General features: G+C 69.0%; 20 protein-coding genes and 2 tRNA genes. 9 read left to right on the top strand and 13 right to left on the bottom strand.

Annotation, left to right across the window (positions count from 1 at the left end):
• Positions 1-15: 15 nt before the first annotated feature.
• Positions 16-1,020: a TerC/Alx family metal homeostasis membrane protein gene (locus ACZ5Y9_RS08710; protein ID WP_247622641.1), complete on the bottom strand. Its 1,005-nt coding sequence runs from the start codon at positions 1,018-1,020 to the stop codon at positions 16-18.
• Between the two features lie 241 nt (positions 1,021-1,261).
• On the opposite strand from ACZ5Y9_RS08710, the gene ACZ5Y9_RS08705 reads away from it, so the two are divergent.
• The 3 genes from ACZ5Y9_RS08705 to ACZ5Y9_RS08695 all read left to right on the top strand — a co-directional run bounded on the left by ACZ5Y9_RS08705 (position 1,262) and on the right by ACZ5Y9_RS08695 (position 4,374).
• On the top strand, positions 1,262-1,819 hold the full coding sequence (locus ACZ5Y9_RS08705) for an RNA polymerase sigma factor (RefSeq protein ID WP_247622642.1): 558 nt from the start codon (positions 1,262-1,264) through the stop codon (positions 1,817-1,819).
• On the top strand, positions 1,816-2,940 hold the full coding sequence (locus ACZ5Y9_RS08700; protein ID WP_464471153.1) for a DUF4349 domain-containing protein: 1,125 nt from the start codon (positions 1,816-1,818) through the stop codon (positions 2,938-2,940). Before ACZ5Y9_RS08705 ends, ACZ5Y9_RS08700 begins: the two co-directional genes overlap by 4 nt.
• Before the next feature lie 117 nt (positions 2,941-3,057).
• Positions 3,058-4,374: an acyltransferase family protein gene (locus tag ACZ5Y9_RS08695; RefSeq protein WP_464471152.1), complete on the top strand. Its 1,317-nt coding sequence runs from the start codon at positions 3,058-3,060 to the stop codon at positions 4,372-4,374.
• Between the two features lie 59 nt (positions 4,375-4,433).
• Here ACZ5Y9_RS08695 and ACZ5Y9_RS08690 read toward each other — a convergent pair.
• Positions 4,434-4,506: transfer RNA gene (locus ACZ5Y9_RS08690), tRNA-Glu, on the bottom strand.
• 154 nt (positions 4,507-4,660) lie between these two features.
• Between ACZ5Y9_RS08690 and ACZ5Y9_RS08685 the strand changes: the two genes are divergently transcribed.
• A complete protein-coding gene (locus ACZ5Y9_RS08685) occupies positions 4,661-5,299 on the top strand; it encodes an MBL fold metallo-hydrolase (RefSeq protein WP_464471151.1) in 639 nt (212 codons plus the stop codon).
• Positions 5,299-5,829, top strand: a complete 531-nt coding sequence (locus tag ACZ5Y9_RS08680) for a GNAT family N-acetyltransferase (RefSeq protein WP_464471150.1) — start codon at positions 5,299-5,301, stop codon at positions 5,827-5,829. The genes ACZ5Y9_RS08685 and ACZ5Y9_RS08680 overlap by 1 nt, the downstream gene beginning before the upstream one ends.
• Here ACZ5Y9_RS08680 and pepN read toward each other — a convergent pair.
• Positions 5,826-8,318 carry an aminopeptidase N gene (gene pepN / locus ACZ5Y9_RS08675; RefSeq protein ID WP_464471149.1) on the bottom strand — a complete coding sequence of 831 codons (2,493 nt, stop codon included), beginning with the start codon at positions 8,316-8,318 and terminating at the stop codon, positions 5,826-5,828. The two genes, ACZ5Y9_RS08680 and pepN, sit on opposite strands and share 4 nt — an antisense overlap.
• Positions 8,319-8,423: 105 nt before the next feature.
• Between pepN and ACZ5Y9_RS08670 the strand changes: the two genes are divergently transcribed.
• On the top strand, positions 8,424-8,855 hold the full coding sequence (locus ACZ5Y9_RS08670) for a MarR family winged helix-turn-helix transcriptional regulator (protein WP_464471148.1): 432 nt from the start codon (positions 8,424-8,426) through the stop codon (positions 8,853-8,855).
• A 55-nt stretch (positions 8,856-8,910) separates the two neighbouring features.
• The gene (locus ACZ5Y9_RS08665; protein ID WP_247622649.1) at positions 8,911-9,768 is read left to right on the top strand and encodes a 3-hydroxyacyl-CoA dehydrogenase; all 858 of its coding nucleotides are present in this window, start codon (positions 8,911-8,913) and stop codon (positions 9,766-9,768) included.
• Here ACZ5Y9_RS08665 and ACZ5Y9_RS08660 read toward each other — a convergent pair whose 3' ends face one another.
• The gene (locus tag ACZ5Y9_RS08660) at positions 9,769-10,746 is read right to left on the bottom strand and encodes a DNA topoisomerase IB (protein ID WP_464471147.1); all 978 of its coding nucleotides are present in this window, start codon (positions 10,744-10,746) and stop codon (positions 9,769-9,771) included. It lies immediately after the preceding gene.
• A gap of 138 nt (positions 10,747-10,884) precedes the next feature.
• Between ACZ5Y9_RS08660 and ACZ5Y9_RS08655 the strand changes: the two genes are divergently transcribed.
• A complete protein-coding gene (locus tag ACZ5Y9_RS08655) occupies positions 10,885-11,889 on the top strand; it encodes a hypothetical protein (protein ID WP_464471146.1) in 1,005 nt (334 codons plus the stop codon).
• Positions 11,890-11,970: 81 nt separating this feature from the next.
• Here the strand turns inward: ACZ5Y9_RS08655 and ACZ5Y9_RS08650 are convergent.
• From ACZ5Y9_RS08650 to ACZ5Y9_RS08615, 8 genes are all read right to left on the bottom strand, one after another.
• Positions 11,971-12,042, bottom strand: a tRNA-Gln gene (locus tag ACZ5Y9_RS08650).
• 168 nt (positions 12,043-12,210) lie between these two features.
• Positions 12,211-13,716: a glutamate--tRNA ligase gene (gltX, locus tag ACZ5Y9_RS08645; protein ID WP_464471145.1), complete on the bottom strand. Its 1,506-nt coding sequence runs from the start codon at positions 13,714-13,716 to the stop codon at positions 12,211-12,213.
• Between the two features lie 12 nt (positions 13,717-13,728).
• Positions 13,729-14,499, bottom strand: a complete 771-nt coding sequence (locus tag ACZ5Y9_RS08640) for a class I SAM-dependent methyltransferase (protein ID WP_464471144.1) — start codon at positions 14,497-14,499, stop codon at positions 13,729-13,731.
• Positions 14,496-15,764: an MFS transporter gene (locus ACZ5Y9_RS08635; protein ID WP_464471143.1), complete on the bottom strand. Its 1,269-nt coding sequence runs from the start codon at positions 15,762-15,764 to the stop codon at positions 14,496-14,498. Before ACZ5Y9_RS08635 ends, ACZ5Y9_RS08640 begins: the two co-directional genes overlap by 4 nt.
• Positions 15,761-16,537 carry a fumarylacetoacetate hydrolase family protein gene (locus ACZ5Y9_RS08630; RefSeq protein ID WP_247632345.1) on the bottom strand — a complete coding sequence of 259 codons (777 nt, stop codon included), beginning with the start codon at positions 16,535-16,537 and terminating at the stop codon, positions 15,761-15,763. The genes ACZ5Y9_RS08635 and ACZ5Y9_RS08630 overlap by 4 nt, the downstream gene beginning before the upstream one ends.
• Before the next feature lie 84 nt (positions 16,538-16,621).
• The gene (locus tag ACZ5Y9_RS08625) at positions 16,622-17,722 is read right to left on the bottom strand and encodes a branched-chain amino acid aminotransferase (protein ID WP_464471142.1); all 1,101 of its coding nucleotides are present in this window, start codon (positions 17,720-17,722) and stop codon (positions 16,622-16,624) included.
• A gap of 61 nt (positions 17,723-17,783) precedes the next feature.
• Complete coding sequence (locus tag ACZ5Y9_RS08620) at positions 17,784-18,827, bottom strand: 3-isopropylmalate dehydrogenase (protein ID WP_464471141.1); 1,044 nt, start codon at positions 18,825-18,827, stop codon at positions 17,784-17,786.
• Between the two features lie 67 nt (positions 18,828-18,894).
• The gene (locus ACZ5Y9_RS08615; RefSeq protein WP_464471140.1) at positions 18,895-20,430 is read right to left on the bottom strand and encodes an MFS transporter; all 1,536 of its coding nucleotides are present in this window, start codon (positions 20,428-20,430) and stop codon (positions 18,895-18,897) included.
• Between the two features lie 94 nt (positions 20,431-20,524).
• Between ACZ5Y9_RS08615 and ACZ5Y9_RS08610 the strand changes: the two genes are divergently transcribed.
• Complete coding sequence (locus tag ACZ5Y9_RS08610) at positions 20,525-21,070, top strand: TetR/AcrR family transcriptional regulator (RefSeq protein ID WP_247622659.1); 546 nt, start codon at positions 20,525-20,527, stop codon at positions 21,068-21,070.
• A 66-nt stretch (positions 21,071-21,136) separates the two neighbouring features.
• On the opposite strand, the gene serA is transcribed toward ACZ5Y9_RS08610, so the two are convergent.
• The gene (gene serA / locus ACZ5Y9_RS08605) at positions 21,137-22,741 is read right to left on the bottom strand and encodes a phosphoglycerate dehydrogenase (protein ID WP_247622660.1); all 1,605 of its coding nucleotides are present in this window, start codon (positions 22,739-22,741) and stop codon (positions 21,137-21,139) included.
• Between the last annotated feature and the right edge of the window lie 16 nt (positions 22,742-22,757).

The following is a 22,757-nucleotide window of genomic DNA, read 5'->3' as shown; positions in this document are numbered from 1 at the left end:
CGCGTCTCTCCGGGATCACTCCGCGGGCGGTGCCACCTTCTGCGCCCGCTTCTCCCGCGAAGCCGCGATCAGGCTCGCGATGGTCGCCACGGTCATCGAGACCAGGATGACTCCGAGCGAGACCATGTTGTCGATGTCGGGCACCCATTCCACGTGCTCACCGCCGTTGATGAACGGCAGCTCGTTGACGTGCAGGGCGTGCAGGATCAGCTTGATGCCGATGAACCCGAGGATCACCGCGATGCCGTAATGGAGGTAACGCAGGCGGTCGAGCAGGTCACCGAGCAGGAAGTACAGCTGACGCAGGCCCATGAGAGCGAAGATGTTCGCCGAGAACACGAGGAACCCGTTCGTCGTGATCTCGAAGATCGCGGGGATCGAATCGATCGCGAAGATCAGGTCGGTCACTCCGATCGTGATGAACACGATGATCATCGGGGTCCACATGCGCTTGCCGTCGACGGTCGTGCGGATCTTGGATCCGTCGTACGTCTCGCTGATGTCGATCCGGCGGCGCAGCAGGCGCACGATGAAGTTCTCGCGCTGCACCTCGCCGTCGTGGTCACCCTCGGGCATCGCCTGGCGGATCGCCGTCCACACGAGGAAGGCGCCGAAGATGTAGAAGATCGGGGAGAAGTTCTCGATGATCGTGACGCCGACGAGGATGAAGGCACCGCGCAGGAGCAGCGCGATGATGATGCCCACCATGAGGACCTGCTGCTGCAGACGCCGCGGCACGGCGAACTGGGCCATGATCAGCACGAAGACGAAGAGGTTGTCGACCGAGAGGCTGTACTCCAGCGCCCACCCGGTGATGAAGTCGCCGGCGTTCTGCCACCCGCCGACGTTGCCCAGGAGGAGGGCGAACAGCAGGGCGAGCCCGACGTAGAAGACGACCCACAGGGTCGACTCCTTCGTGGAGGGGATGTGCGGCCGGAGCCGGATGAGCAGGAGGTCGCCGATGAGGATGACCGTGAGGACGATCATCGAGGTGATCTCGAACCAGAGAGGGATTTCCACGGGGAACGACAGCTTTCGCGAAGGGTCTAGAAGGATCGAGAGTCTCTCCCCCGCACACGGTGCGTCGCGCGCCCGGAGCAGCGGCCTTGGTGCTCGTGATGACGTTACGCGCGGATCCGGGATACTCCCCCTCGCAGACGCAATGCTATCGGAGCGCCGACGATATCGGCGCGCGGAGGATTCTGAGACGATGGGGCATCCCTCGACACTCTCCGGGTGAGAGACACCGAACGGAATCAGGATGCCTACGCAGACGAGTGATCAGAGATGGGCGGCGCAGGCCGCGTCGGGTGACGAGAGCGCCTTCCGCGAGCTGTACCGCGCACATGTCCGACCCGTGTACTGGATCGCCTACGGCATCCTCGCCTCCCCCGCGGATGCCGAGGACATCGCCCAGGAGACCTTCCTGGTCGCCTGGCGCAAGCTCCCCGCACTCGACCTCCAGGGCGAGTCGATCCTGCCGTGGCTCGCGACGATCTGCCGCTTCCAGGCGGCGAATCGTCTGCGGCAACGGCGGCGGGATCAGGCGCACACCTCCGACGCGCTCGATGACTCCCTCCCCGACACGGTGAACGTCGAGGAGCAGGTCATCACGGCGGCGCTCGCGGCTCGGATCGCCGATGAGGTGGGAAACCTCAGCGAGATCGATCGCGAGATCTTCCGCCTCTGCGCCACCGAGGGGTACGCCTATCAGGCGGCCGCGGAGGAGCTGGGTGTGAGTCACGCCGTCGTTCGGAACCGTCTCTCCCGAGTGCGCACCCAGTTGCGGGGCGCCGTCCAGGAAGTGAGAGACGCATGAACGACCAGACCACCCCGGAAGAGCTGCCCGAGCTGTCGGATGAGGCGGTCACGCGCATCGAGACCGCCGTGTTCGCCCAGATCGCCGAGGAGCGCGCTCCCGGCCCGGCCCCGCAGGTGGCTCCTGCGCGTGCCGGAGCGCGCCGCCGTCGCTGGCTGACCGGTGTCGGCGTCGCCGCGGCCTTCGCGGTCGGCGTGCTGGTGACGCCCCCGATCCTCGGCGTCGTCGGTTCCGGCGGCGCCTCGAGCACGGCCGATGGCTTCAGCTCCCCCGCCGTCGATGCGCCCGTCCCGGGTGTCGCGATGCCCGAGCAGGGTGTCTCCGGCGATCGCAGTGCGAGCCTCGACAGCGCGGCGGAATCGAGCTCGATCGCGAGCGGAGACGTCGCCACGGCCGACCGCGAGATCATCGCGAACGCGAACGCCACGCTCGAGGTGGAGGACATCGCGGATGCCGCGGACGCCATCAGCGCGCTGGCCGAGGAGCACGGCGGGTACGTCGAGAGCACCGAGGTTGGCAAGGCCCTGGCCGTCGACGGCACGTCGGAGCCCGCTCCGGCGGATTCGGGGTACGGGTGGATCAGCATCCGCGTACCGTCCGCCGACCTGGCCGCGGTCATCGCCGAGCTCGACGAATCCGGGGAGGTGCTGTCGTCGTCGATCTCCCGCCAGGACGTCACCGACGTCGCCGTGGATCTCCGGGCGCGTGTCGACGCGACGAAAGCCTCGGTCCAGCGGCTCACCGAACTCATGGCGCAGACGGGATCCGTCTCGGAGCTCATCGAGGCCGAGGTCGCGCTGACCGACCGCCAGGCGCAGCTCGAGTCCTACGAACAGCAGCTCGCCGCGCTCGACGACCAGGTCGCGATGTCCAGCCTCCAGGTCCAGCTGACCCGGACCGCCACGACGACGACGGCCGATCCCGCGGGGTTCGGTGACGGGCTGTGGGCAGGATGGAACGGGCTCATCGTCTCGCTCAACGCTCTCGTGATCGCCGTCGGCTTCCTCCTCCCCTGGGCTGCGATCGCCGGCGTGGTGGTGCTCGCGATCTGGCTCATCCGTCGGGCCCGCCGGATGCGTCGAGACGCTGCGACGGCTGCGGCATCCGACGTCGAGGCCTGACCCGCGCTGATGTCCGAAGGGGTACCCGCACGCTCGGCGGGTGCCCCTTCGGCGCTTTTTCCACAGGCGACGGCACGGGCACCTGGGCGATCGCCTCGCGGCGCTAGAGTCTTCGGCATGACCCGCGCCGCCGCCGACACGACGACCCGCACCGTCCCCGCCGGACGAGACCTCACGCTCGACCTCGCACGTGTGGCGTGCGTGCTCCTCGTGGTCTTCGTGCACATCCTGTTCACCGGCGTCGGCCGAGGCTCGGACGGATCTCTGGTGATCGAGAAGACCGTCGAGCTGCAGTCCTGGTTCGTCGCCGGCACGTGGATCGTCAACATCATGCCGCTGTTCTTCGTCGTCGGCGGATACGCGGCGCGCGCGGGATGGCGCTCCGCGACCGCCCGAGGAGAGACGGCCGACGGTTTCGTGCGCGTGCGGCTCGCCCGGCTCGCCCGCCCCGCACTCCCGGTCTTCGTGTTCTTCACGGTCGCCCTGGGCGTCACACGGCTGATCGACCTCGATCCCGCTTTCGTGGACTCGATCGCGATCGGCGTCGGCTCACCGCTGTGGTTCCTCGCCGCGTATCTGATCGCTCAGGCGTGCGCGCCGTTCATGATGCGTCTGCACGAGCGGTTCGGCGCGCGCGTACTCGTCGTGCTGCTGCTCGCCGGCTTCGCGGTCGATGCCTTCCGGTTCTTGATTCTCGGCGAGCTGCTGGGCATCGATCGCGTGCCGCCGACGGGGTACGGCTTCGGTCAGGAGATCTTCGGCATCCCGAACATCGTCTTCATCTGGCTGTTCGCGCAGCAGGTGGGCTTCTTCCTGTACGACGGCTGGTTCGCGCGGCGCAGTCGGTGGCAGCTTGCGGCGATCTTCGTGGCCGGCTACGGCGCGCTCTGGGCGCTCGTCGCGATCGCGGGATATCCCGCGAGCATGCTCACGAACCAGTGGCCTCCGACCGCGCCGATGGCGCTGCTGGCGATCGTGCAGGCTGCGGGGCTGACGCTCCTGCGCCAGCCGCTGACGGCTCTCATGCGCACGCGACCGGCGCAGGGCGCGGTCTTCCTGATCGGTTCCCGCCTGATGACGATCTACCTCTGGCACTTCCCGGTGATCCTCGTGCTCATCGGGATCGAGCTGCTGCTGCCCCTGCCGATGCCCACCCCCGGAAGCGCCGCATGGTGGTGGACGCGTCCGGTGTTCTTCGCGATCGTCCTCGGCGCCGTGTGGCTGGCATCGCTGTGGCTCGTGCGCTTCGAGAAGGCTCCGCGGCAGACACCCGCGCGCTTCCCCTCCCCGGCAGCGACGACCGCCGCAGTGCTCGTGTTCGTCTCCCCGGTGATCGGCATCACGATGTACGGGCTCGACTTCCCGCTCGCCGCGGCGGCTCTGCTGACGACGGCGGTCGCGCTGTGGCTGACCGGCGCGAAGCGCGCGACCTGAGCACAGACGTCGACGCACGAAGAAGGCCCCCGGAGAACCGGGGGCCTTCTCTTGTTGTGTGACCCCAGCGGGATTCGAACCCGCGTTACCGCCGTGAGAGGGCGGCGTACTAGGCCGCTATACGATGGGGCCGTCTGCGTTTCGTTTCCGTCGCGCGACAACCGTTCAAGTATGCCACGGCATTTCTCACGACGCCAAATCGAGGCCCCGGCATCGCGTCGCCCGGGCGTGGCGCGCAGAAAGTCAAGGGTTTGCACGGCGCACGGAGAGGGAGTTGACTCGACGCATGCGCGTGACCAAGTTCGAACATGCCAGCCTCCGCATCGATCAGAACGGTGAGACCCTGCTCATCGATCCGGGTTCCTTCACGACTCCGCTCGACGACCTCGGCGACGTCGTCGCCGTCGTGCTCACCCACGAGCACCCCGATCATTGGACGCCGGAGCATCTCGACCGCATCCTGCGGATGGCGCCGGGCGTTCCGATCTTCGGACCGGCGGGTGTCGCCCGCGCGGCCGAGGGCTACGAGATCACCGTCGTCTCCCCCGGCGAGACGCGCACGGTCGGTGGATTCACTCTGCGCTTCTTCGGCGGAACGCACGAGATCATCCACTCGTCGATCCCCGTCATCGAGAACGTCGGCGTGCTCGTGAACGACGAGCTGTATTACCCCGGCGACTCCTACGCCGTGCCGGAGGGCGTCGAGGTCGGCACTCTCGCGGCACCCCTCGGTGCCCCGTGGCTGAAGATCGGCGAGGCGATCGACTACGTCCTCGCGGTGAAGCCCCGCCGGGCCTTCGGCACGCACGACATGACGCTCTCGGTGGCGGGCAAGACCATGCACCGTCAGCGACTGGAGTGGGCGACGCAGCAGGGCGGTGGCGAGTTCTTCGTGCTCGAGCCCGGCGAGTCGCTCGACGTCTGATGTCGACACCCAGTCTCCTCCCCCACCCGACCGAACGCCTGCGGTTCCGGGAGATGGGCGATGACGACCTCGACCGCGTCGCGGCGATGCTCGGCGACCCCGAGGTCATGGCCTACTACCCGGCACCGAAGACGCGGGAGGAGAGCGCCGACTGGATCGCACGGATGCGCGCTCGCTATGCCGAGGACGGCCACGGCCTGTGGATCATCGAGACCCACGAGGGCGAGTTCGTCGGAGACTGCGGACTCACCTGGCAATCGGTGAACGACGAGCGTGTGCTCGAGGTCGGGTACCACGTGCGACGGGAGATGCAACGACGGGGCTTCGCCACCGAGGCCGCGCACGCGTGCGTCGAGCTCGCACGACAGCGCTACGCGCCGATCGTGCTGACGGCGATCATCCATCCCGAGAACCGCGCCTCGCGCGGCGTCGCCGAGAACCTGGGGATGACCCACATCGACGACGACCGCGCGCATCCGTGGATCGTGCGCACGGTGATGGGAATGGCCCTCGAACCGGGGACGCCCTAGCTCTGCGCCGCCCGCACGCGGATCTCGCGGGCGAGGTGATCGCGCTGCTCGAGGACGAGTCGGCGCAGCGCAGCGGGCGCCTCCGCGTTCTCGGCCAACCAGGCGTCGGCCGCGTCGGTGCTGTCCGACGAGGGGAACAGCCCGAGCACGAGGCGCCGCGCGAGTTCGATGCTGCGGCTCCGCCACGCGTCGCCGATGCGGCGGAAATACTCCGCGTCGAAGCCCGCGATGAGATCACGGCGTCCGCCGGCACGGAACCCCCCGATCTCGGCATCGAGGTGGTCGTTGCTGAGCGAGAGGTCGTTCCACGCCGCCTCCCAGGCCGCAGCACGCACGTCGGCTTCCGGACGGGAGGCCAGCGCGCGACGCGCGGCCGTCCGGCCGCTTCCGGTGTCATCGCGCTCGAGCTCGGCGGCGATCTCCGCGGCATCGGCGTGCCCGGTGGTCGCCAACGCGGTCAGCAGCTGCCAACGGAGGTCGGGGTCGACGACGAGGCCGTCGGGCACGTGCCCGCCCAGCAGTTCCCGCACCTGCTCGGCATGGTGGTCGTCGTACGCGGATGCCCCGGCGAAGGCGCGCGCCCACGACAGCTGTGCATCGCTGCCGGCATCCGCGTCCCACACGGCGACGAGCGACGCCGCGAGCCAGGACCGCTGCTCCGCGTCGCGATGCGCGTCCGCGACGAAGTGGCGGATCGCGAACGCGGCGTTGGCGAGGACGCCGGTGAGGAGCCCGCTGTTGGATTCGAGCGGTGCGTGCGCGCGCACGATGCCGAGATACCGCCGGGGATCGAGATCGCCGTCGCGGGTGGCGTTCCACAGCGACGACCAGACGAGTGCACGCGCGAGCGGGTCGTCGATCGCCGACAGCGACTCCTCGACGGCGGTGAGTGAGCGCTCATCCAGACGCGCTTTCGCATAGGTGAGGTCGTCGTCGTTCAGCAGAACGAGATCCGCCTCGGGGACGACGATCGACGTGCGCTCCTCGCTGATGTCGACGGCGATCTGCTCGCGACGCACGAGCCGCTCCCCCTCGCGGGCGTACAGACCGATGCGCAGGCGGTGCGGACGCGGGTCGGTCTGCACGAGCACACGGGTTGCGGCATCCGCATCGTCCGTCTCCTCCAGCCACAGCGTCGACATGCCCGTCGTCTCCAGCCACGCCCGGGACCATTCGCCCATGTCTCGACCCGAGACGGCGCTCAGCTGCACGAGCAGGTCGCCGAGCGTCGTATTGCCGAACGCGTGGGCGGCGAAGTAACGGCGGGCTCCTTCGAAGAACGCGTCCTCGCCCACGAAGGCGACGAGCTGCTTGAGGACAGACGCGCCCTTCGCATACGTGATGCCGTCGAAGTTGAGCTTGGCGGCCTCGAGATCGGTGATGTCGGCGACGATCGGATGCGTGGTCGGCAGCTGATCCTGCTGGTAGGCCCAGGCCTTGCGCCGGGCCGCGAACGTCACCCAGGCATCGGTGTACCGGGTAACGGCGGCCGAGGCGTGGGCACCCATGTAGTCGGCGAAGGACTCCTTGAGCCAGAGGTCGTCCCACCAGCGCATCGTCACGAGATCACCGAACCACATGTGCGCCATCTCGTGCAGGATCGTGTTCGCTCGTGCCGCGCGCTGGGCATCGGTCGCCGCGCCGCGGGAGAGGTACGCCTCGGTGAAGGTGACCAGCCCCGGGTTCTCCATCGCCCCGAGGTTGTACTCGGGCACGAAGATCTGGTCGTACTTGCCCCAGGGATACGGATAGGCGAACGCCTCCGCGAAGAAGTCCAGACCCTGACGGGTGACCTCGAGGATCTCCTCCGCCTCCAGGTACTGGGCGAGCGATCGGCGGGCGAACACCCCGAGCGCGATGCGCTGGTCGCCGCCGTGCCACTCCCCGTCGACACGGGTGTAGGGGCCCGCAGCGACCGAGGTGATGTAGCTCGAGATCGGCAGCGTCGGAGCGAACTCGACGCGCTGGATGCCGACGCCCGCCTCGGTGCGCACGGCGGCCTGGTTGGAGAGGACCTCCCAGCCGGCCGGCGCATCGACGACGAAGGTGTACGACGCCTTGATGTCGGGCTGCTCGAAGCAGGCCATGACCCGGCGCGAGTCCGCCGGTTCGTACTGCGTGTACAGGTAGGTCTCGCCATCGGCGGGATCGTGGAACCGGTGCAGACCTTCGCCCGAACGGCTGTAGGCACCGACGGCATCGACGACGACCGTGTTCGTGGCCGCGAGACCGCGCAGAGCGATGCGGGCGCCGTCGTACTCGACCTCGACCTCGTCGCCGTTGACCACGACGCGCTCGACCGACTCCCCGATGAAGTCGAGCCAGGTCTCGGTCGCCGTGGCGTCGAACTCGAGCGTGGTCCGGGAGTGGAAGCCTGTCCGCGCGCGCTCGGGAGCGCCCGCGAGATCGAGCTCGACACGGATCCGGTGCGCGGTGATCGCGGCGGATCGCGCCGCGGTCTCGTCACGGGTGAGGTTGGCGGTTTCCATCCCTCCATCCTCCCATCCGCACCGTCGGGGTGCAGGCCATCCCGTGAGTATGTTGCGGAATGCAACACCTCGGCGTAGCGTTGCATCAAGCAACAGGAGGGTGAGATGGACAAGGAACGTCAGGACCACAGCATGAGCGTGCTCCGCTCTCTCGTCGCGATCACCCGCCGCGGCCTCGCCGACGCGCGCGACGAGGAGACTCCCCTCTCGATGACCGAGCAGTCGATCATGATGGCGATCGCCGAGCAGCCCGGCATCCGTTCCACCGATATCGCGCGCATGTTCCGCCTCAACCGATCGACGGTCTCACGCCAGCTCGCAGCGCTGATCCGTCTCGGACTCGTCCGCGAGACACCGAACGACACCGGACGCGGACGCCCGCTCGAGCTCACGGAGGACGGCGCAGATGCCTTCCACCGTGCGCTCACGTCGCTCCAGCGGATCGTCGAGGCGCACCTCGCTCGGTGGTCCGACGGCGAGGTCGCCCGCTTCGCGCACGATCTCGAAAGGTTCGACCGCACCGCCGACGCGTCCTGACCCGGACGCGTCGTCCCCGAAAACGGCCCACGAGGCCGCAGAAGAAGGAAGAGAAATGAAGAACATCACCGTCCTGGGCACCGGCGTCCTCGGATCGCAGATCGCGTTCCAGACCGCGTTCCATGGATTCGACGTCACCGCTTACGACATCGACGATGCGGCCCTCGAGCGGGCCGGCGAGCGATTCCGCGGACTGGCCGCGCGGTACGTCGCGGATTCGGTGAAGGGCGCAGCCGACGGCGGCGCGGACGCGGCCATCCCGCGGATCCGTCTGACCACCGATCTGGAAGACGCCGTCGCCGCAGCCGACCTCGTGATCGAGGCCGTTCCCGAGAACCTCGAGCTCAAGCAGGGCATCTACCGGCGCATGGCGGAGGCCGCACCGTCGTCGACCGTTTTCGCGACCAACTCGTCGACCCTTCTCCCGAGCGCGCTCGCCGATTCGACGGGGCGCCCCGATCGCTTCCTCGCCCTGCACTTCGCCAACGAGATCTGGTCGCACAACACGGCAGAGGTGATGGGCACTCCCTCCACCGACCCGGCGGTGTATGCCGAGGTCGTCGAATTCGCACGCCGCATCGGCATGGTGCCGATAGAGATCAAGAAGGAGAAGGCGGGTTACCTCCTCAACTCCCTCCTCGTGCCCTTCCTCCAGGCTGCGGGCGAGCTGCTCGTCGACGGCATCGCGGAGCCGGAGGCGATCGACGCCACGTGGCGCATCGGCACCGGAGCACCCGCCGGCCCCTTCGAGATCTACGACATCGTCGGACTCACGACCGCCTACAACATCTCGCGGATGGGCGACGCGAAGCAGCAGGCATTCGCCGACCTCATCAAGGAGCGCTACATCGACCAGGGCAAGCTCGGCGTGGCCACGGGTGAGGGCTTCTACACCTACCCTCGCGAGAGCTGATCAGCGACGCCGCCTCGTGTCGCCCAGAAGACGGCGGATCGCGGTCTCCGGGGCGACCGAGAGGTCGAGCGTCTTCCCGCGGGAGTACAGCTTGAAGACGCGGGGATCGATGTAACTGCCCCGGGCGACCGCGACCGTATTGCCGAGCGCCGAGGCCGTGGCCTGTACGGCGAGGCGCTCGGCGCGCTCGCGATCCCGACGCGAGTCGAGCGGGCCGATGCGTGCGAGGGCGTCGGCCGCGAGGATCGTGCCGTGGAGGGTGCGGAAGTCCTTCGCCGTGAACGCGTCGCCCGTGACGTCCTTGAGGTAGCGGTTCACCTCGGCGGGCGTGATCTTCACGCGCCGGCGTCCCCGCCGATACGCGAGGAGCGGCGCCCGGTCCGGGCCAGCGGCCAGATCGTCGAGCACGGCCGCGAGCACGTCGTCGGTGATCTCGATCGCCGCGGTCTGCCCGCTCTTCGCCGGGAACGAGAGCGACACGACGTTCCCCTCGACGTGCACGTCACGGCGGCGCAGCGTCGTCAGGCCGCGGCTGCCGTGGCGCACGAGGTAGCGCTCCGACCCGATCCGGAGGGCTCCGTCATCGAGCAACCGGAATGCGGTGGCCAGCACCTTCTCGCGGGAGAGGGTCTCGTGCTGCAATGCTCGGGTGACCCGCCCCCGCGCATGCGGAAGGGCTTCGGCGAGGGCCAGCGCGCGGCCGAACTTGTGGCGGTCCCGTTTGACCCGCCAGAGCGGGTGGTACAGGTACTGCTTGCGCCCCGCTCCGTCGACGCCGACGGCCTGGATGTGCGCGAGCGGGTCCGCGGCGATCCAGACGTCCGTCCACGCCGGCGGGATGACCAGGTCGTGGATGCGCTCCCGATCGGCCTCCGGTACGGCGTCACCGCCCTTGTCGACATAACGGAAGCCGGATCCCGATCGGATCCTTCGGAAGCCGAGGTCTTCACCGGGGATCACGCGCACGAGAGCTGCCATGCCAGCACTCTGCCCGCCGGCACCCGATCCGAGAAGGGGCTGGTCACGTTCGCGTGCGCTCTGCTAGGTCCGGCGGGCATGGGGAGGAATACCCAACCGGATTGTCGCGCGCTGCGGGTTTCTGCCATCATCGCCAGCATGGGCCTGTCACTCGATGAATTCCGTTCGTACCTCCTGAATGCGCAGGCGCGCCAGTCGTTGGGCATCCAGCTCTCGGATGCCGAGGCCCAGCAGGTCGTCGCCGATCCCCAGGCCAGCCAGAGCTGGTACGGGTACTGGCAGTCGATCAGTCAGCCCGCTCCCCCGGCGCCCGAGGCCGCGACACCCGCGCCTGCACCTGCATCCGAGGCCGCGCCCGCACCTTCTTCTGCGTCTGACGGGTATACCGGCGCACCGGTCGGCGGCTTCGCCGCGGCTCCCCCGCCTGCCGCTCCGCCCGCGGAGCCGTCGCCGCCCGTCGATCAGGCACCGGCATCCGATGCCCCGACCGCCGCATACGGAGCCGCGCCCGCTGCGTTCGCCGCGCCGGCCGCCTTCGCCGCGACCGCGCCGCACGACGGCCCGACGGGCGCGCCCTACGGCGGGCCCGGGGATCCGTACGCAGCGACCACACCGTACGGAACGCCGGGAGGGGAAGCCCCCGCCAAGAAGAAGCGCACCGGCCTGTGGGTCACCCTCTCGATCGTGGGCGCCCTCGTGATCGCCGCGATCATCGTCGTCGTGATCGCGTTCACGACCGCACGCCACTGGACCAAGACCGATGTCGCCGAGAAGCCCGAGACGTTCCACACCGAAGAGTACGAGACGGGCCTCTACAACGTCGCGGACGACGGCGTGAGCCCGTGCACGGTCAACCAGGACTGGACCGACTGCATCGGCCTCATGGAGGCCCAGTACGCCGGCGCCTGCGCCGATGTCGAGCTGACGGGTGCGGCGACGCTGCTCTGCACGCAGCACCGCACCGAGATCGACCGGATGCGCGGCCTCGACCAGGAGGGCATGTACGTCTCGTCGCTCGGGTCGTTCGGGCATCTGACGAAGACCGCGGAGACCGCGACCCGCGAGGTGTCGAACGACGACTACGAGCCCGCCATCACCCACGAGGCCGTCTGCTACCTCGAGTTCATCGGGGAGTGCGAGTAGGCCCTCCGGGGCCCGCTCCCCGCGGGCAAAGCAAGAGGCCCGGGTTCCGCATCTCGCGGAATTCCGGGCCTCTTCGTCTTGCTGGGGTACCTGGACTCGAACCAAGAACAACGGAACCAGAAACCGCCGTGTTGCCAATTACACCATACCCCAAGGGCGAAACCGGAGCCTCGCACCGAGAGTCAAGCCTACCGGACGGATCGGGAAGCGCCAAATGGAGCGGCTCCCTCCGCGCGTGTCGCGCTCCCGTGCGCGTGCCCCGAACGCGAAGAGGAGGACAACCGCGAACGGGGTCCTCCTCCAGGCGGTTCGTCGGGCGTCTCAGCCCGCCAGCGTCTCCGACAGCAGACGCAGGCGACGCAGCGTCTCGTCCTTGCCGATCAGCTCCATCGACTCGAAGAGCGGCGGCGACACGCGGCGACCGGTGATCGCGACGCGCGGCGGGCCGTAGGCGACACGGGGCTTGAGCTCGAGGTTCTCGACGAGCGCCGTCGCCAGGGCATCCTGGATCTTCTCCGGAGTGAAATCGGTGACGGGCTCCAGCGCCGCGACGCAGGCGTCGAGCACCTCGCCGGCGTTCGCCGGGAGGCTCTTGAGCGCATCGGCCTCGTACGCGACGTCGTCGGTGAAGAGGAAGCCGAGCATGCCGGGCACCTCCCCCAGCAACTGCACGCGCTCCTGCACGAGCGGAGCGGCGCGGAACGCCAGCACGAGCTGCTCGTGGGTCGGCTCGTCGAAGAGCCCGGCCGCGGCGAGATACGGGATCGTGCGCTCGGCGAAGTCCTTCACGTCGAGCATGCGGATGTGGTCGCCGTTGATCGACTCGGCCTTCTTCTGGTCGAAGCGGGCCGGGTTCGGGTTGACGTTCTCGATGTCGAACGCGGCGATGAACTCGTCGAGCGAGAACACGTCACGATCGTGACCGATCGACCAGCCGAGCAGGGCGAGGTAGTTGAGGAGACCTTCGTGGATGAAGCCGCGCTCGCGGTGCAGGAACAGGTCGGCCTGCGGGTCGCGCTTCGAGAGCTTCTTGTTGCCCGTCTCCCCCAGCACGAGCGGCATGTGGGCGAAGCGCGGCACGAACGTCGTGACGCCCGCGTCGATGAGCGCGGCGTAGAGCGCGAGCTGACGGGCAGTCGAGGGCATGAGGTCTTCGCCGCGCAGCACGTGCGTGATGCCCATCAGGGCGTCGTCGACCGGGTTCACGAAGGTGTACAGCGGGATGCCGTTCGGGCGCACCACGACGAAGTCGGGGAAGGAACCGGCGGGGAAGGTGACCTCTCCGCGGATGAGGTCCACGTACGTGAGGTCTTCATCCGGCACCTGCAGACGCAGAGCGGGCTGGCGGCCCTCGGCGCGGAAGGCGGCCTTCTGCTCCTCGGTCAGCGTGCGGTCGTAGTTGTCGTATCCGAGCTGCTTCGCACGACCGTTGGCCTCGTTGCGGGCGTCGATCTCCTCGGCGTTCGAGTAGCTCTCGTAGAGCGCACCCGACGCGAGGAGCTTGTCGATGACGCCCCGGTAGATGTCGTGTCGCTGCGACTGGCGGTACGGCTCGTGCGGTCCGCCGACCTCGACGCCCTCGTCCCAATCGATCTTCAGCCACGTGAGGGCGTCGACGAGCTGCCGGAAGCTCTCCTCGCTGTCGCGCGCCGCATCGGTGTCTTCGATGCGGAAGACGAGCTTGCCGCCGTTGTGGCGGGCGTACGCCCAGTTGTAGAGAGCGGTGCGAACCATGCCGACGTGCGGCAGGCCGGTGGGCGACGGGCAGAAGCGGACGCGGACGTCGGCACCGCTGGCGGTCGTGGTGAGGGGGTGAGGAGTAGCCATAGCCCTTCGATTCTAGAGCGCGCGCCCCACCGCCACTGCCGCCGAATGACGCAGGGGAACCATCCCACCGCGCGTGTGGACGGCACACGCCTCATCGAAACCGGATCGGAAGCGTGCACGCTCTTCGCGATCGAGGCTGCGGTAGAACTGGCCCGCCGAGGCGACGCCGCCCTCCGCCGAGCTCCACAGGATCTCCGGCGCAGCCTCCCACGTCCATGTCTGTTCGATCGTCGAGGTGTCCCGCCAACCGGCATCCGTCAGCATCGCGGAGAAGCCCCCGACGGTGCGCTCGAAGTCCTTGTGCGCCGGAAGCCGCTCGCCAGCGGCAGGCGTCACGCCTGCCCGCTCGCACACCTCGAGCCAGAACCACGACGGAGACGATGTCCAGATCGTGCCGGCGAGCAGACCACCGTCCGACGCCACCCGGGTCATCTCCTGAGCCGATGCTCGCGGATCGACGACATGGTTGAGCACGAAGTTCGCCGTCACCGCGTCGAACGACGCTGACGCGAACGGGAGTTCGGGGAGCGCCGCGGCGACGAACGACAGTCCGGGATGGGCGCGCCCGGCGACCTCCCGCATCGTCGGCTCGGGCTCGCAACCGGTCACCGCCCACCCGGCTCCTGTCGCGCGGGCGACCAGCTCTCCGGTTCCCGCGCCCACGTCGAGCAGCGAGCGTCCCCGAGCCGGCCCGAGGGCGTCGAGCAGGGTGTCGACCGTGCCCGCGCAGAGCGATGCGTACGAGGTCGCGTACGCCTCCCCCACTCCCGCCCAGGACTTCACGAGCGTGCGCGGCGGCCGAGAGGTGACAGCGCGACGATGATCAGCACCAGTACGGATGCCGCGATCCCGAGTCCCGCGTACTGGAAGTTCGACAGGATGACCCCGGCCAGCACCGCGCCGGCGGCCGCCGACAGGCTCATCAGCGAGTCGCTGCGCCCCTGCCGGCGCGTGCGCAGCTCGGGTGCACTCGACTCGGTCAGCAGCGCGGCACCGGCGACGGTCGCGGCGCTCCAGCCGAGACCGAGGAGGATGAGGGCGACCATGACGCCCCAGGCCCGGTCGTTGGCGAAGATCGCGAAGATCAACGACCCGCCCAGCAGCACCTGCCCGAACAGTACGACCTGCAGCCGCCCCCAGCGGTCGGCGAGGATGCCGAAGACCGGGGAGAGCGCGTACATGCCCGCGACGTGGAGCGCGATCGTGATCCCGACGAGCTGCGAGACGTCGGCCGCGGCGGCCGCCGTATCGTGCCCCGCGTGCATGCTGTGCGCCATGTGCGAGAGATGGATCGGGGTCATCGCCATCACGGAGGCCATCACGACGTGGGAACCCGCGATCGCGAACATCGCGTAGCGCGCGACGACGGGGCGGTCGACGGCCTGGACGCTGGAGGCCGCCGCCGCGACGGTCGCGATGCGCTGCGCGGCCAGCAGCGGATCCGGGCGCAGCGCGACGAGGTAGAGCACGAGGGCCGCCGACTGCGCGACGAACGAGAAGACGTACGACCCGGTCTGCGGCGGCATCCCGATCGCGGCGCCGACGATCTCCCCCGGCCCGAGCAGCAGCGGGCCGGCGACGCCACCGATCGTCGTCGCCCAGACGACGATCGACAGGTCGCGGCCTCGATGGGCGGGAACGGCGAGATCGGTCGCGGCGAAGCGCGACTGCAGGTTGCCCGCGTTGCCCGCGCCGATCATGAGGATGCCCGCCAGCAGCAGCGGGAAGACGCGCAGCGACGCAGCGAGGATGACGACCGCGATGCCGACGAGTGCGAAGAGGTTGCCGAGGGTCAGTGCCCTTCGACGGCCCACCCGCGCGGCGAGACGCGCCAGCGGGATCGCGCAGAGCGCCGCGCCGAGCGTGACCGACGCCGTCGCGAGCCCCGACAGCGCGTCGTCTCCCGAGATGTCGGCGGCCAGGAGCGCGCCGAGCGACACCGTCGCGCCGAAGGCGATCCCTCCGAGAACCTGCCCGAGGGAGAGGACGAGGACCGTGCGGCGCTGCACCGCCGACTGCTGCGCGGCGGTGAGGGCCGGCGCGCTCATGCCGCGGGAACGGCGTCGCGCACGGCGCTGCGCAGGATGCCGAGACCCGTGATCTCGACCTCGACCGTGTCACCGGCCGCGAAGGTGCCCACGCCCGCGGGCGTTCCGGTGAGGATGACATCACCCGGGAGCAGTGTGAAGACGGCCGACGCGTAAGCGATGATCTCCTCGACCGAATGGATCATGTCGGTCAGCGGCGCCTTCTGGCGGACCTCTCCGTTGACGCGCGTCTCGATCGTCGCCTCGGACGGGTCGAAGTCGGTGTTGATCGTCGGGCCGAGCGGGCAGAAGGTGTCGAAGCCCTTCGCTCGCGCCCACTGGCCGTCCTTGCGCTGCAGGTCGCGGGCGGTCACGTCGTTGCCGATCGTGTATCCGAGCACGTAGTCGAGGGCATCCGCCGCCGAGACGTTCTTCGCGACCTTGCCGATCACGACGGCGAGTTCGCCCTCGTACTCGGTCTGCTCCGAGATCGCCGGGCGCACGATCGTGTCGCCCGGGCCGATCACGGCGGTGTTCGGCTTGAGGAAGAGCAGCGGCTCCTCGGGGGCCTCTCCGCCCATCTCGGCGGCGTGGTCGTGGTAGTTCTTGCCGACGCAGACGATCTTCGATCGCGGGATCACCGGGGCGAGGATGACGGCGTCAGCGATCGGCACACGGTCACCGGTCGGCTCGTAGCCGGCGAAGAGAGGGTCGCCCGAGAGGACGACGAGGTCTTTCTCGTCGACGATCCCGAAGAGGATGGCGTCGTCATGGCTGAATCGGGCGATCTTCATGACTCCAGCCTATCCAGCGGCCCCGACGACGAGACCCCGCTTTGCCGGTTCGGCGAAACGGGGTCTCGGGTGGTTGGCGAGCGGTCAGGCGTCGAGGCGCAGCAGCCAGCCGTGGCGGTCGTCACGGCGCCCGTACTGGATGTCGGTGAGCTCTTCGCGCAGCGACAGAGCGAGCTCGCCGATCGGCTGGGGCTCGTCGAAGCCCTCGCCCACGAGCGCACCGATCGGGGTGACGACGGCGGCCGTACCGCACGCGAACACCTCGGTGATGTCGCCCGAGGCGACGCCCTCGCGCCACTCGTCGATCGAGATCGCCCGGCGCTCGACCGTGTACCCGCGGTCCTCGGCGAGCTGCAGCAGCGAGTCGCGCGTGATGCCGTCGAGGATGCTGTCGGACTCGGGAGTGACGATGCGGCCGTCCTTGAACACGAACACCACGTTCATGCCGCCGAGCTCCTCGACGTCGTTCTTCTCGTTGAGGAAGACGACCTGGTCGCAGCCCTTCGAGCTCGCCAGCGCCTGCGGCAGGAGGCTCGACGCGTAGTTCCCACCGGTCTTCGCCTTGCCCGTACCACCGCGACCCGCGCGGGAGTGCTCCTCGGAGAGCCAGATGCGCACAGGCTTCACACCTCCGGTGAAGTACGCGCCCGCGGGACTCGCGATGACGTAGTAGGCCACCTTCTGCGCGGCGCGGACGCCGAGGAACGCCTCCTTGGCGAACATGAACGGCCGGAGGTAGAGGCTCTGATCGGCACCGGACGGCACCCAGCGTCCGTCGACAGCGATGAGCTGACGCAGCGACTCGATGAAGTACTCGGTCGGGAGCTCCGGGAGCGCGAGGCGACGCGCGCTCGCCTGCAGGCGAGCGGCGTTGCGGTCGGGGCGGAAGGTGTGGATCGACCCGTCCGCGTGGCGGTAGGCCTTGATGCCCTCGAAGATCTCCTGGCCGTAGTGCAGCACGGATGCCGCGGGGTCGAGCGGGATCGGGCCGTAGGGCTGCACGCGCGGTCGGTGCCAGCCGCCCTTGAGCGACCAGCAGATGTCGACCATGTGGTCGGTGAAGACGACACCGAAGCCGGGGCTCTCCAGCACTTCGGCGACTCGCGCGGGCGAGGCCGCGGTGAGGTTCTTGGTCACAGCGAAATCGAGCGGAGCCACTGCTGCCTGTGCGTCGATGGTCGTCATGGTGATGTTCCGTTCTGAGGGGTGTACGCGTCCTCGCGCGGTTCCAGCCTACGCCTGCGGATCAGAGGCGTGCGGCGATCGCGGAGCCGATCTCGGCGGTGGTGCGCGCGCCGTCACGGCTCGCGATGTCCGCCTCGACCGCCGCGCTGACGCGTGCGGATTCGGCCGTGAGGCCGAGGTGGTCGAGCAGCAGCGCGATCGAGAGGATCGCAGCGGTCGGATCGGCCTTCTGCTGCCCCGCGATGTCGGGCGCCGAACCGTGCACCGGCTCGAACATCGACGGGAAGGCGCCCGAGGGATTGATGTTCCCCGAGGCGGCGAGTCCGATTCCGCCGGTGACGGCACCGGCGAGATCGGTGAGGATGTCACCGAAGAGGTTGTCGGTGACGATGACGTCGAAACGCGCGGGATCCGTCACGAGGAAGATCGTGGCGGCATCGACGTGGAGGTAGTCGACCGCGACATCGGGATGCTCGGCCGCGACCTCGTTCACGATCCGCTGCCAGATGGCACCGGCGTGCACGAGCACGTTCGTCTTGTGCACGAGTGTGAGCTTCTTGCGACGACGCTCCGCGAGCTCGAACGCGTAGCGGACCACGCGCTCGACGCCGAACGCCGTGTTCACCGAGGTCTCGTTGGCGATCTCGTGCGGGGTGCCCTGACGGATCGCACCCCCGTTGCCGACGTAGGGACCTTCGGTGCCCTCGCGCACGACGACGAAGTCGATGTCACCGGGGTTCGCGAGCGGCCCCACGGCGCCCGTGAAGAGCTTGGAGGGGCGCAGGTTCACGTAGTGGTCGAGCGTGAAACGAAGCTTGAGGAGCAGACCGCGCTCGATGTTCGCGTCCTTGAGCCGCGGGTCGCCCGGCGTCCCGCCGACCGCGCCGAGCAGGATCGCGTCGTGGGCGGAGATCGCGGCGAGGTCGTCGTCGGTGAGCGTGTCTCCGGTCTCGAGGAACCGGGCGGCTCCGAGCGAGAAGCGGGTCTTGTCGAACGTCACTTCCGTCTCGGCGGTGACCGCGTCGAGCACCTTCTCGGCTTCGGCGATGACCTCGGGACCGATGCCGTCACCCGGGATGACGGCCAGCTTCACGACACGCGACATGACACTCCTTGCTTCGGGAACCGAGCCGCGAGTCGGTGTCGACGGCTCGGTTCCCCCAGCGTACTGGTCAGCTCGGGGTGCGCGTGCGCAGTGTGACGGCGGCGATGACGCCCGCGACCACGACGAGTCCCGCACCGATGAGCGAGGTGATGAAGACACCCGAGCCGAAGGCGTCCGCCGCCGCCTGCCACAGCTCGTCGCCCAGCGTGCCCGAGAGCTCGTTCGAGGCGGTATAGGCACCGGCGAGCGTCTCGCGCGCGGCATCCGCGGTCTCGGCGGGCAGCCCCGCCGGAAGCACGATCGCAGCGCGGTAGAACGCGGTGATGATGCCGCCCAGCACCGCGGTACCGAGCACCGCACCGAGTTCGTACGCGGTCTCCGAGACCGCGCTGGCCGCACCCGCCTTCTCGGCCGGCGCGCTGGAGAGGATCAGCTCGTTGGAGATCGTCTCGGCGGCGCCGATGCCGATGCCGAGCACCACGAAGGCGATGATGAGCGGAGCGACACCGTGCTCGTGGGTCGTGAACGCCACGATCAGGTACCCCGCCACCGAGAACGCGAGACCCATCGGCACGACGAGGTGGGGCGCCACGCGTCGCGAGATCGGTACGACGCCGAGCCCCGCGACGATCATCACGGCCATGCCGGGCACGAGGGCCAGACCGGCCATCATCGGCGACAGGCCGAGCACGAGCTGCAGATGCTGCGACACGAAGTACAGGAATCCGACGAGCGCGACGACGCTGAGGAGGTTCACCAGGATCGCCCCCGAGAAGGTGCCGCGCCGGAAGAGCGCCATGTCGAGCATCGGGATCTCGGCGCGGAGCTGGCGGCGCACGAACAGCACGCCCATCACGACCCCGAGCAGCGCCCATGCACCGGCGACGACCGAGGGTCCGTCGACCGCGAGCGACTTGATCGCGTAGACGACCGGGATCATCGCGGCCATCGACAGGGCGATGCTGAGCAGATCGATGCGCCCGGGGTTCGGGTCGCGGCTCTCGGGAACGAGCAGCGGCGCGGCGATGAGGAGCGGGATGAGCACCGGCACGGCGATGAGGAACACCGAGCCCCAGCTGAAGTGCTCGAGCAGGAACCCGCCGACGATCGGTCCGAGCGCGGAGCCTGCGGAGAACGCGGAGGCCCACACGGCGATCGCGAGCCGACGCTGATCGCGGTTCACGAAGATCGACCGCAGCAGCGAGAGGGTCGAGGGCATCAGCATCGCGCCGAAGAATCCCAGCAGCGCACGGGCGGCGATGAGCAGACCGGCGGTCGGGGCGAAGGCGGCGAGCACCGACACGGCGGCGAATCCGCTCGCGCCGATCAACAGCATCCTGCGGCGGCCGAACCGGTCGCCCAGCGTTCCCATCGTCACGAGGAGTCCCGCGAGCACGAGCGGGTAGACGTCGATGATCCACAACTGCTCGGCACCGGAGGGGGCGAGCGCGATGGATATCTCGGGCAGCGCGAAGCTGAGCACCGTATTGTCGACCGAAACCAGCAGCACCGGCAGCATCAGCACGATGAGCGCGGCCCATCCGCGGGCTCCGACGCGGGGGGCATCCGTTCCTGCGGTCGGGATCGACGCGGTCCGGGTCATGTCACACCTCTCACTTTCTGCGGCGGCATTACTAAACCGTCCGGCTGGTATAGTAACAGAATCCGCCCTGATCGACGACTGAGCAGAGGACCCGATGCCCCGACCACCCCTCGCCCGCGAGCGCGTGCTCGACGCCTTCGAAGAGCTCGTCCTCACCGAGGGCGAGCGGGCCGCCACCATCGAGGCGACAGCCAAGGCCGCCGGTGTCTCGAAGGGCGGTCTGCTCTACCATTTCGGATCGAAGGACGAGCTCGTCGCCGGGCTCCTGCAGCGCCTGGAGGAGTTGACGACCGCCGACCTCGCACGCATGAACGCCGCCGACGAAGGCCCCGTGTCGTACTACGTGCGGACCTCCGTCATGGAGGACGACGCACTCGACCGTGCGCTGGTCACCGCCTCACGGCTCGCCCAGGGCGGCTCGGTCGCCGCTGCGGACGCCCTTCGGGACTCGCGCAGGCGCTGGGAGGACACCATCCGTCCGCACGTGCGCGACCAGGCGGGGCTCGACCTCGTCATGCTGCTCAGCGACGGCCTCTACTTCAACAACTCCCTCGACGTGAACGGCTCCGAGCATCTCGTCCCCCGGCCCGACGAACTCTCCGCACTGATCGCGCTCGTCCTCCGCACGACGGCTCCGTGATCGGCATCCCGTCGACGACGAAGGGCGAGGCGCTCGCGCGCCCCGCCCTCGAATCCCCCGTCGTGATCAGATGTCGGTGATCTCGATCTGACGGAACAGGTCGGCGTCGATCGCATCGCGCACGTCGTCGAGCAGTTCGTCGGAGACCGGCGAGTCCAGCGTGAGAACGCTCAGCGCCTGGGCACCGGCGGCCTCGCGTGCGATCTGCATGCCGGCGATGTTGATGCCGGCCTCGCCGAACTTCTGCCCGTAGACCGCGACGATTCCGGGACGGTCGGTGTAGAGCATGACGACGTGGTGCTTCTCGATCGGGAGCTCGAGTGCGTGGTCGTTGATGCCGACCAGCTTCTCGGCCTGCTTCGGGCCGGTGAGCGTGCCCGACACCGAGAGCTGCGAACCATCGGAGAGGGCACCGGTGAGGGTGATGACGTTGCGGTACTCGGCGCTGACATCGTCCTTGAGCAGACGCACCGCGATGCCGCGCTGCTCGGCGAGCAGCGGAGCGTTGACGTACGACACCGTCTCGCTCACGATGTTCGTGAAGACGCCCTTGAGAGCCGCGAGCTTGAGGACGCTCACGTCGTAGTCGTTCAGCTCGCCGTGCACCTCGACGTCGAGGCTCGTGAGCGGCGACGTCGCGAGAGCGGCGAAGATCTGGCCGAGCTTCTCGACGAGCGAGATGCCGGGGCGCACGTACGGGTCGATGACACCACCGGCGACGTTCACCGCGTCGGGCACCAGGTCGCCACCGAGGGCGAGGCGCACCGAGCGGGCGACCGAGACACCGGCCTTCTCCTGCGCCTCCTCGGTGCTGGCACCGAGGTGCGGGGTGACGACGACGTTCGGGAGGTCGAGGAGCGCGTGGGCGCTCCCGCCCTCGACCGGAGGCTCGGACGTGAAGACGTCAAGGCCGGCGCCGGCGATCTCGCCCGCGACGAGCGCCTCGCGCAGAGCCTCCTCGTCGATGAGCCCCCCACGCGCGACGTTCACGACGAAGGCGGTCGGCTTCATGGCCTTGAACTGCTCCGCACCGATCATCCCCGTGGTCTCAGGCGTCTTCGGCATGTGGATCGTGAGGAAGTCCGACTCGGCGACGAGCTCGTCGAGCGAGAGGAGCTGCACACCGAGCTGCTGCGCACGCGCCGAGGTGACGTAGGGGTCGTAGGCGACGACGCGCATGTCGAACGCGGCCAGACGTGCGGCGACCAGCGCGCCGATGCGGCCGAGGCCGACGATGCCGACGGTCTTCTCGAAGAGCTCCGCTCCGGTGAAGGAGCTGCGCTTCCAGGCCCCGGCGGACAGCGAGGCGTGCGCGGCGGGGATGCGGCGCGCGAGGCTGAGGATGTGACCGACGGTGAGTTCGGCGGCCGAGACGATGTTGGAGGTCGGCGCGTTGACGACCATGACGCCGGCCGCGGTGGCCGCCTTGATGTCGACGTTGTCGAGTCCGACGCCGGCGCGGGCGACGACCTTCAGCTTCGGCGCGTGCGTCAGCGCCTCTTCATCGATCTGCGTCGCCGAGCGCACGAGCACGGCATCCGCCTCCGACAGCGCCGAGAACAGCGCCTCGCGATCGGTGCCGTCGACATTGCGGACATCGAAGTCCGGGCCCAGGGCCTCGATCGTGGCAGGAGAGAGAACTTCGGCGATGAGCACTACGGGCTTCGGCACAGTGGATCCTTCGGGG

Source organism: Microbacterium sp. T3-8 (assembly GCF_055398145.1).
This window is presented reverse-complemented; position numbering and strand designations above follow the sequence as displayed.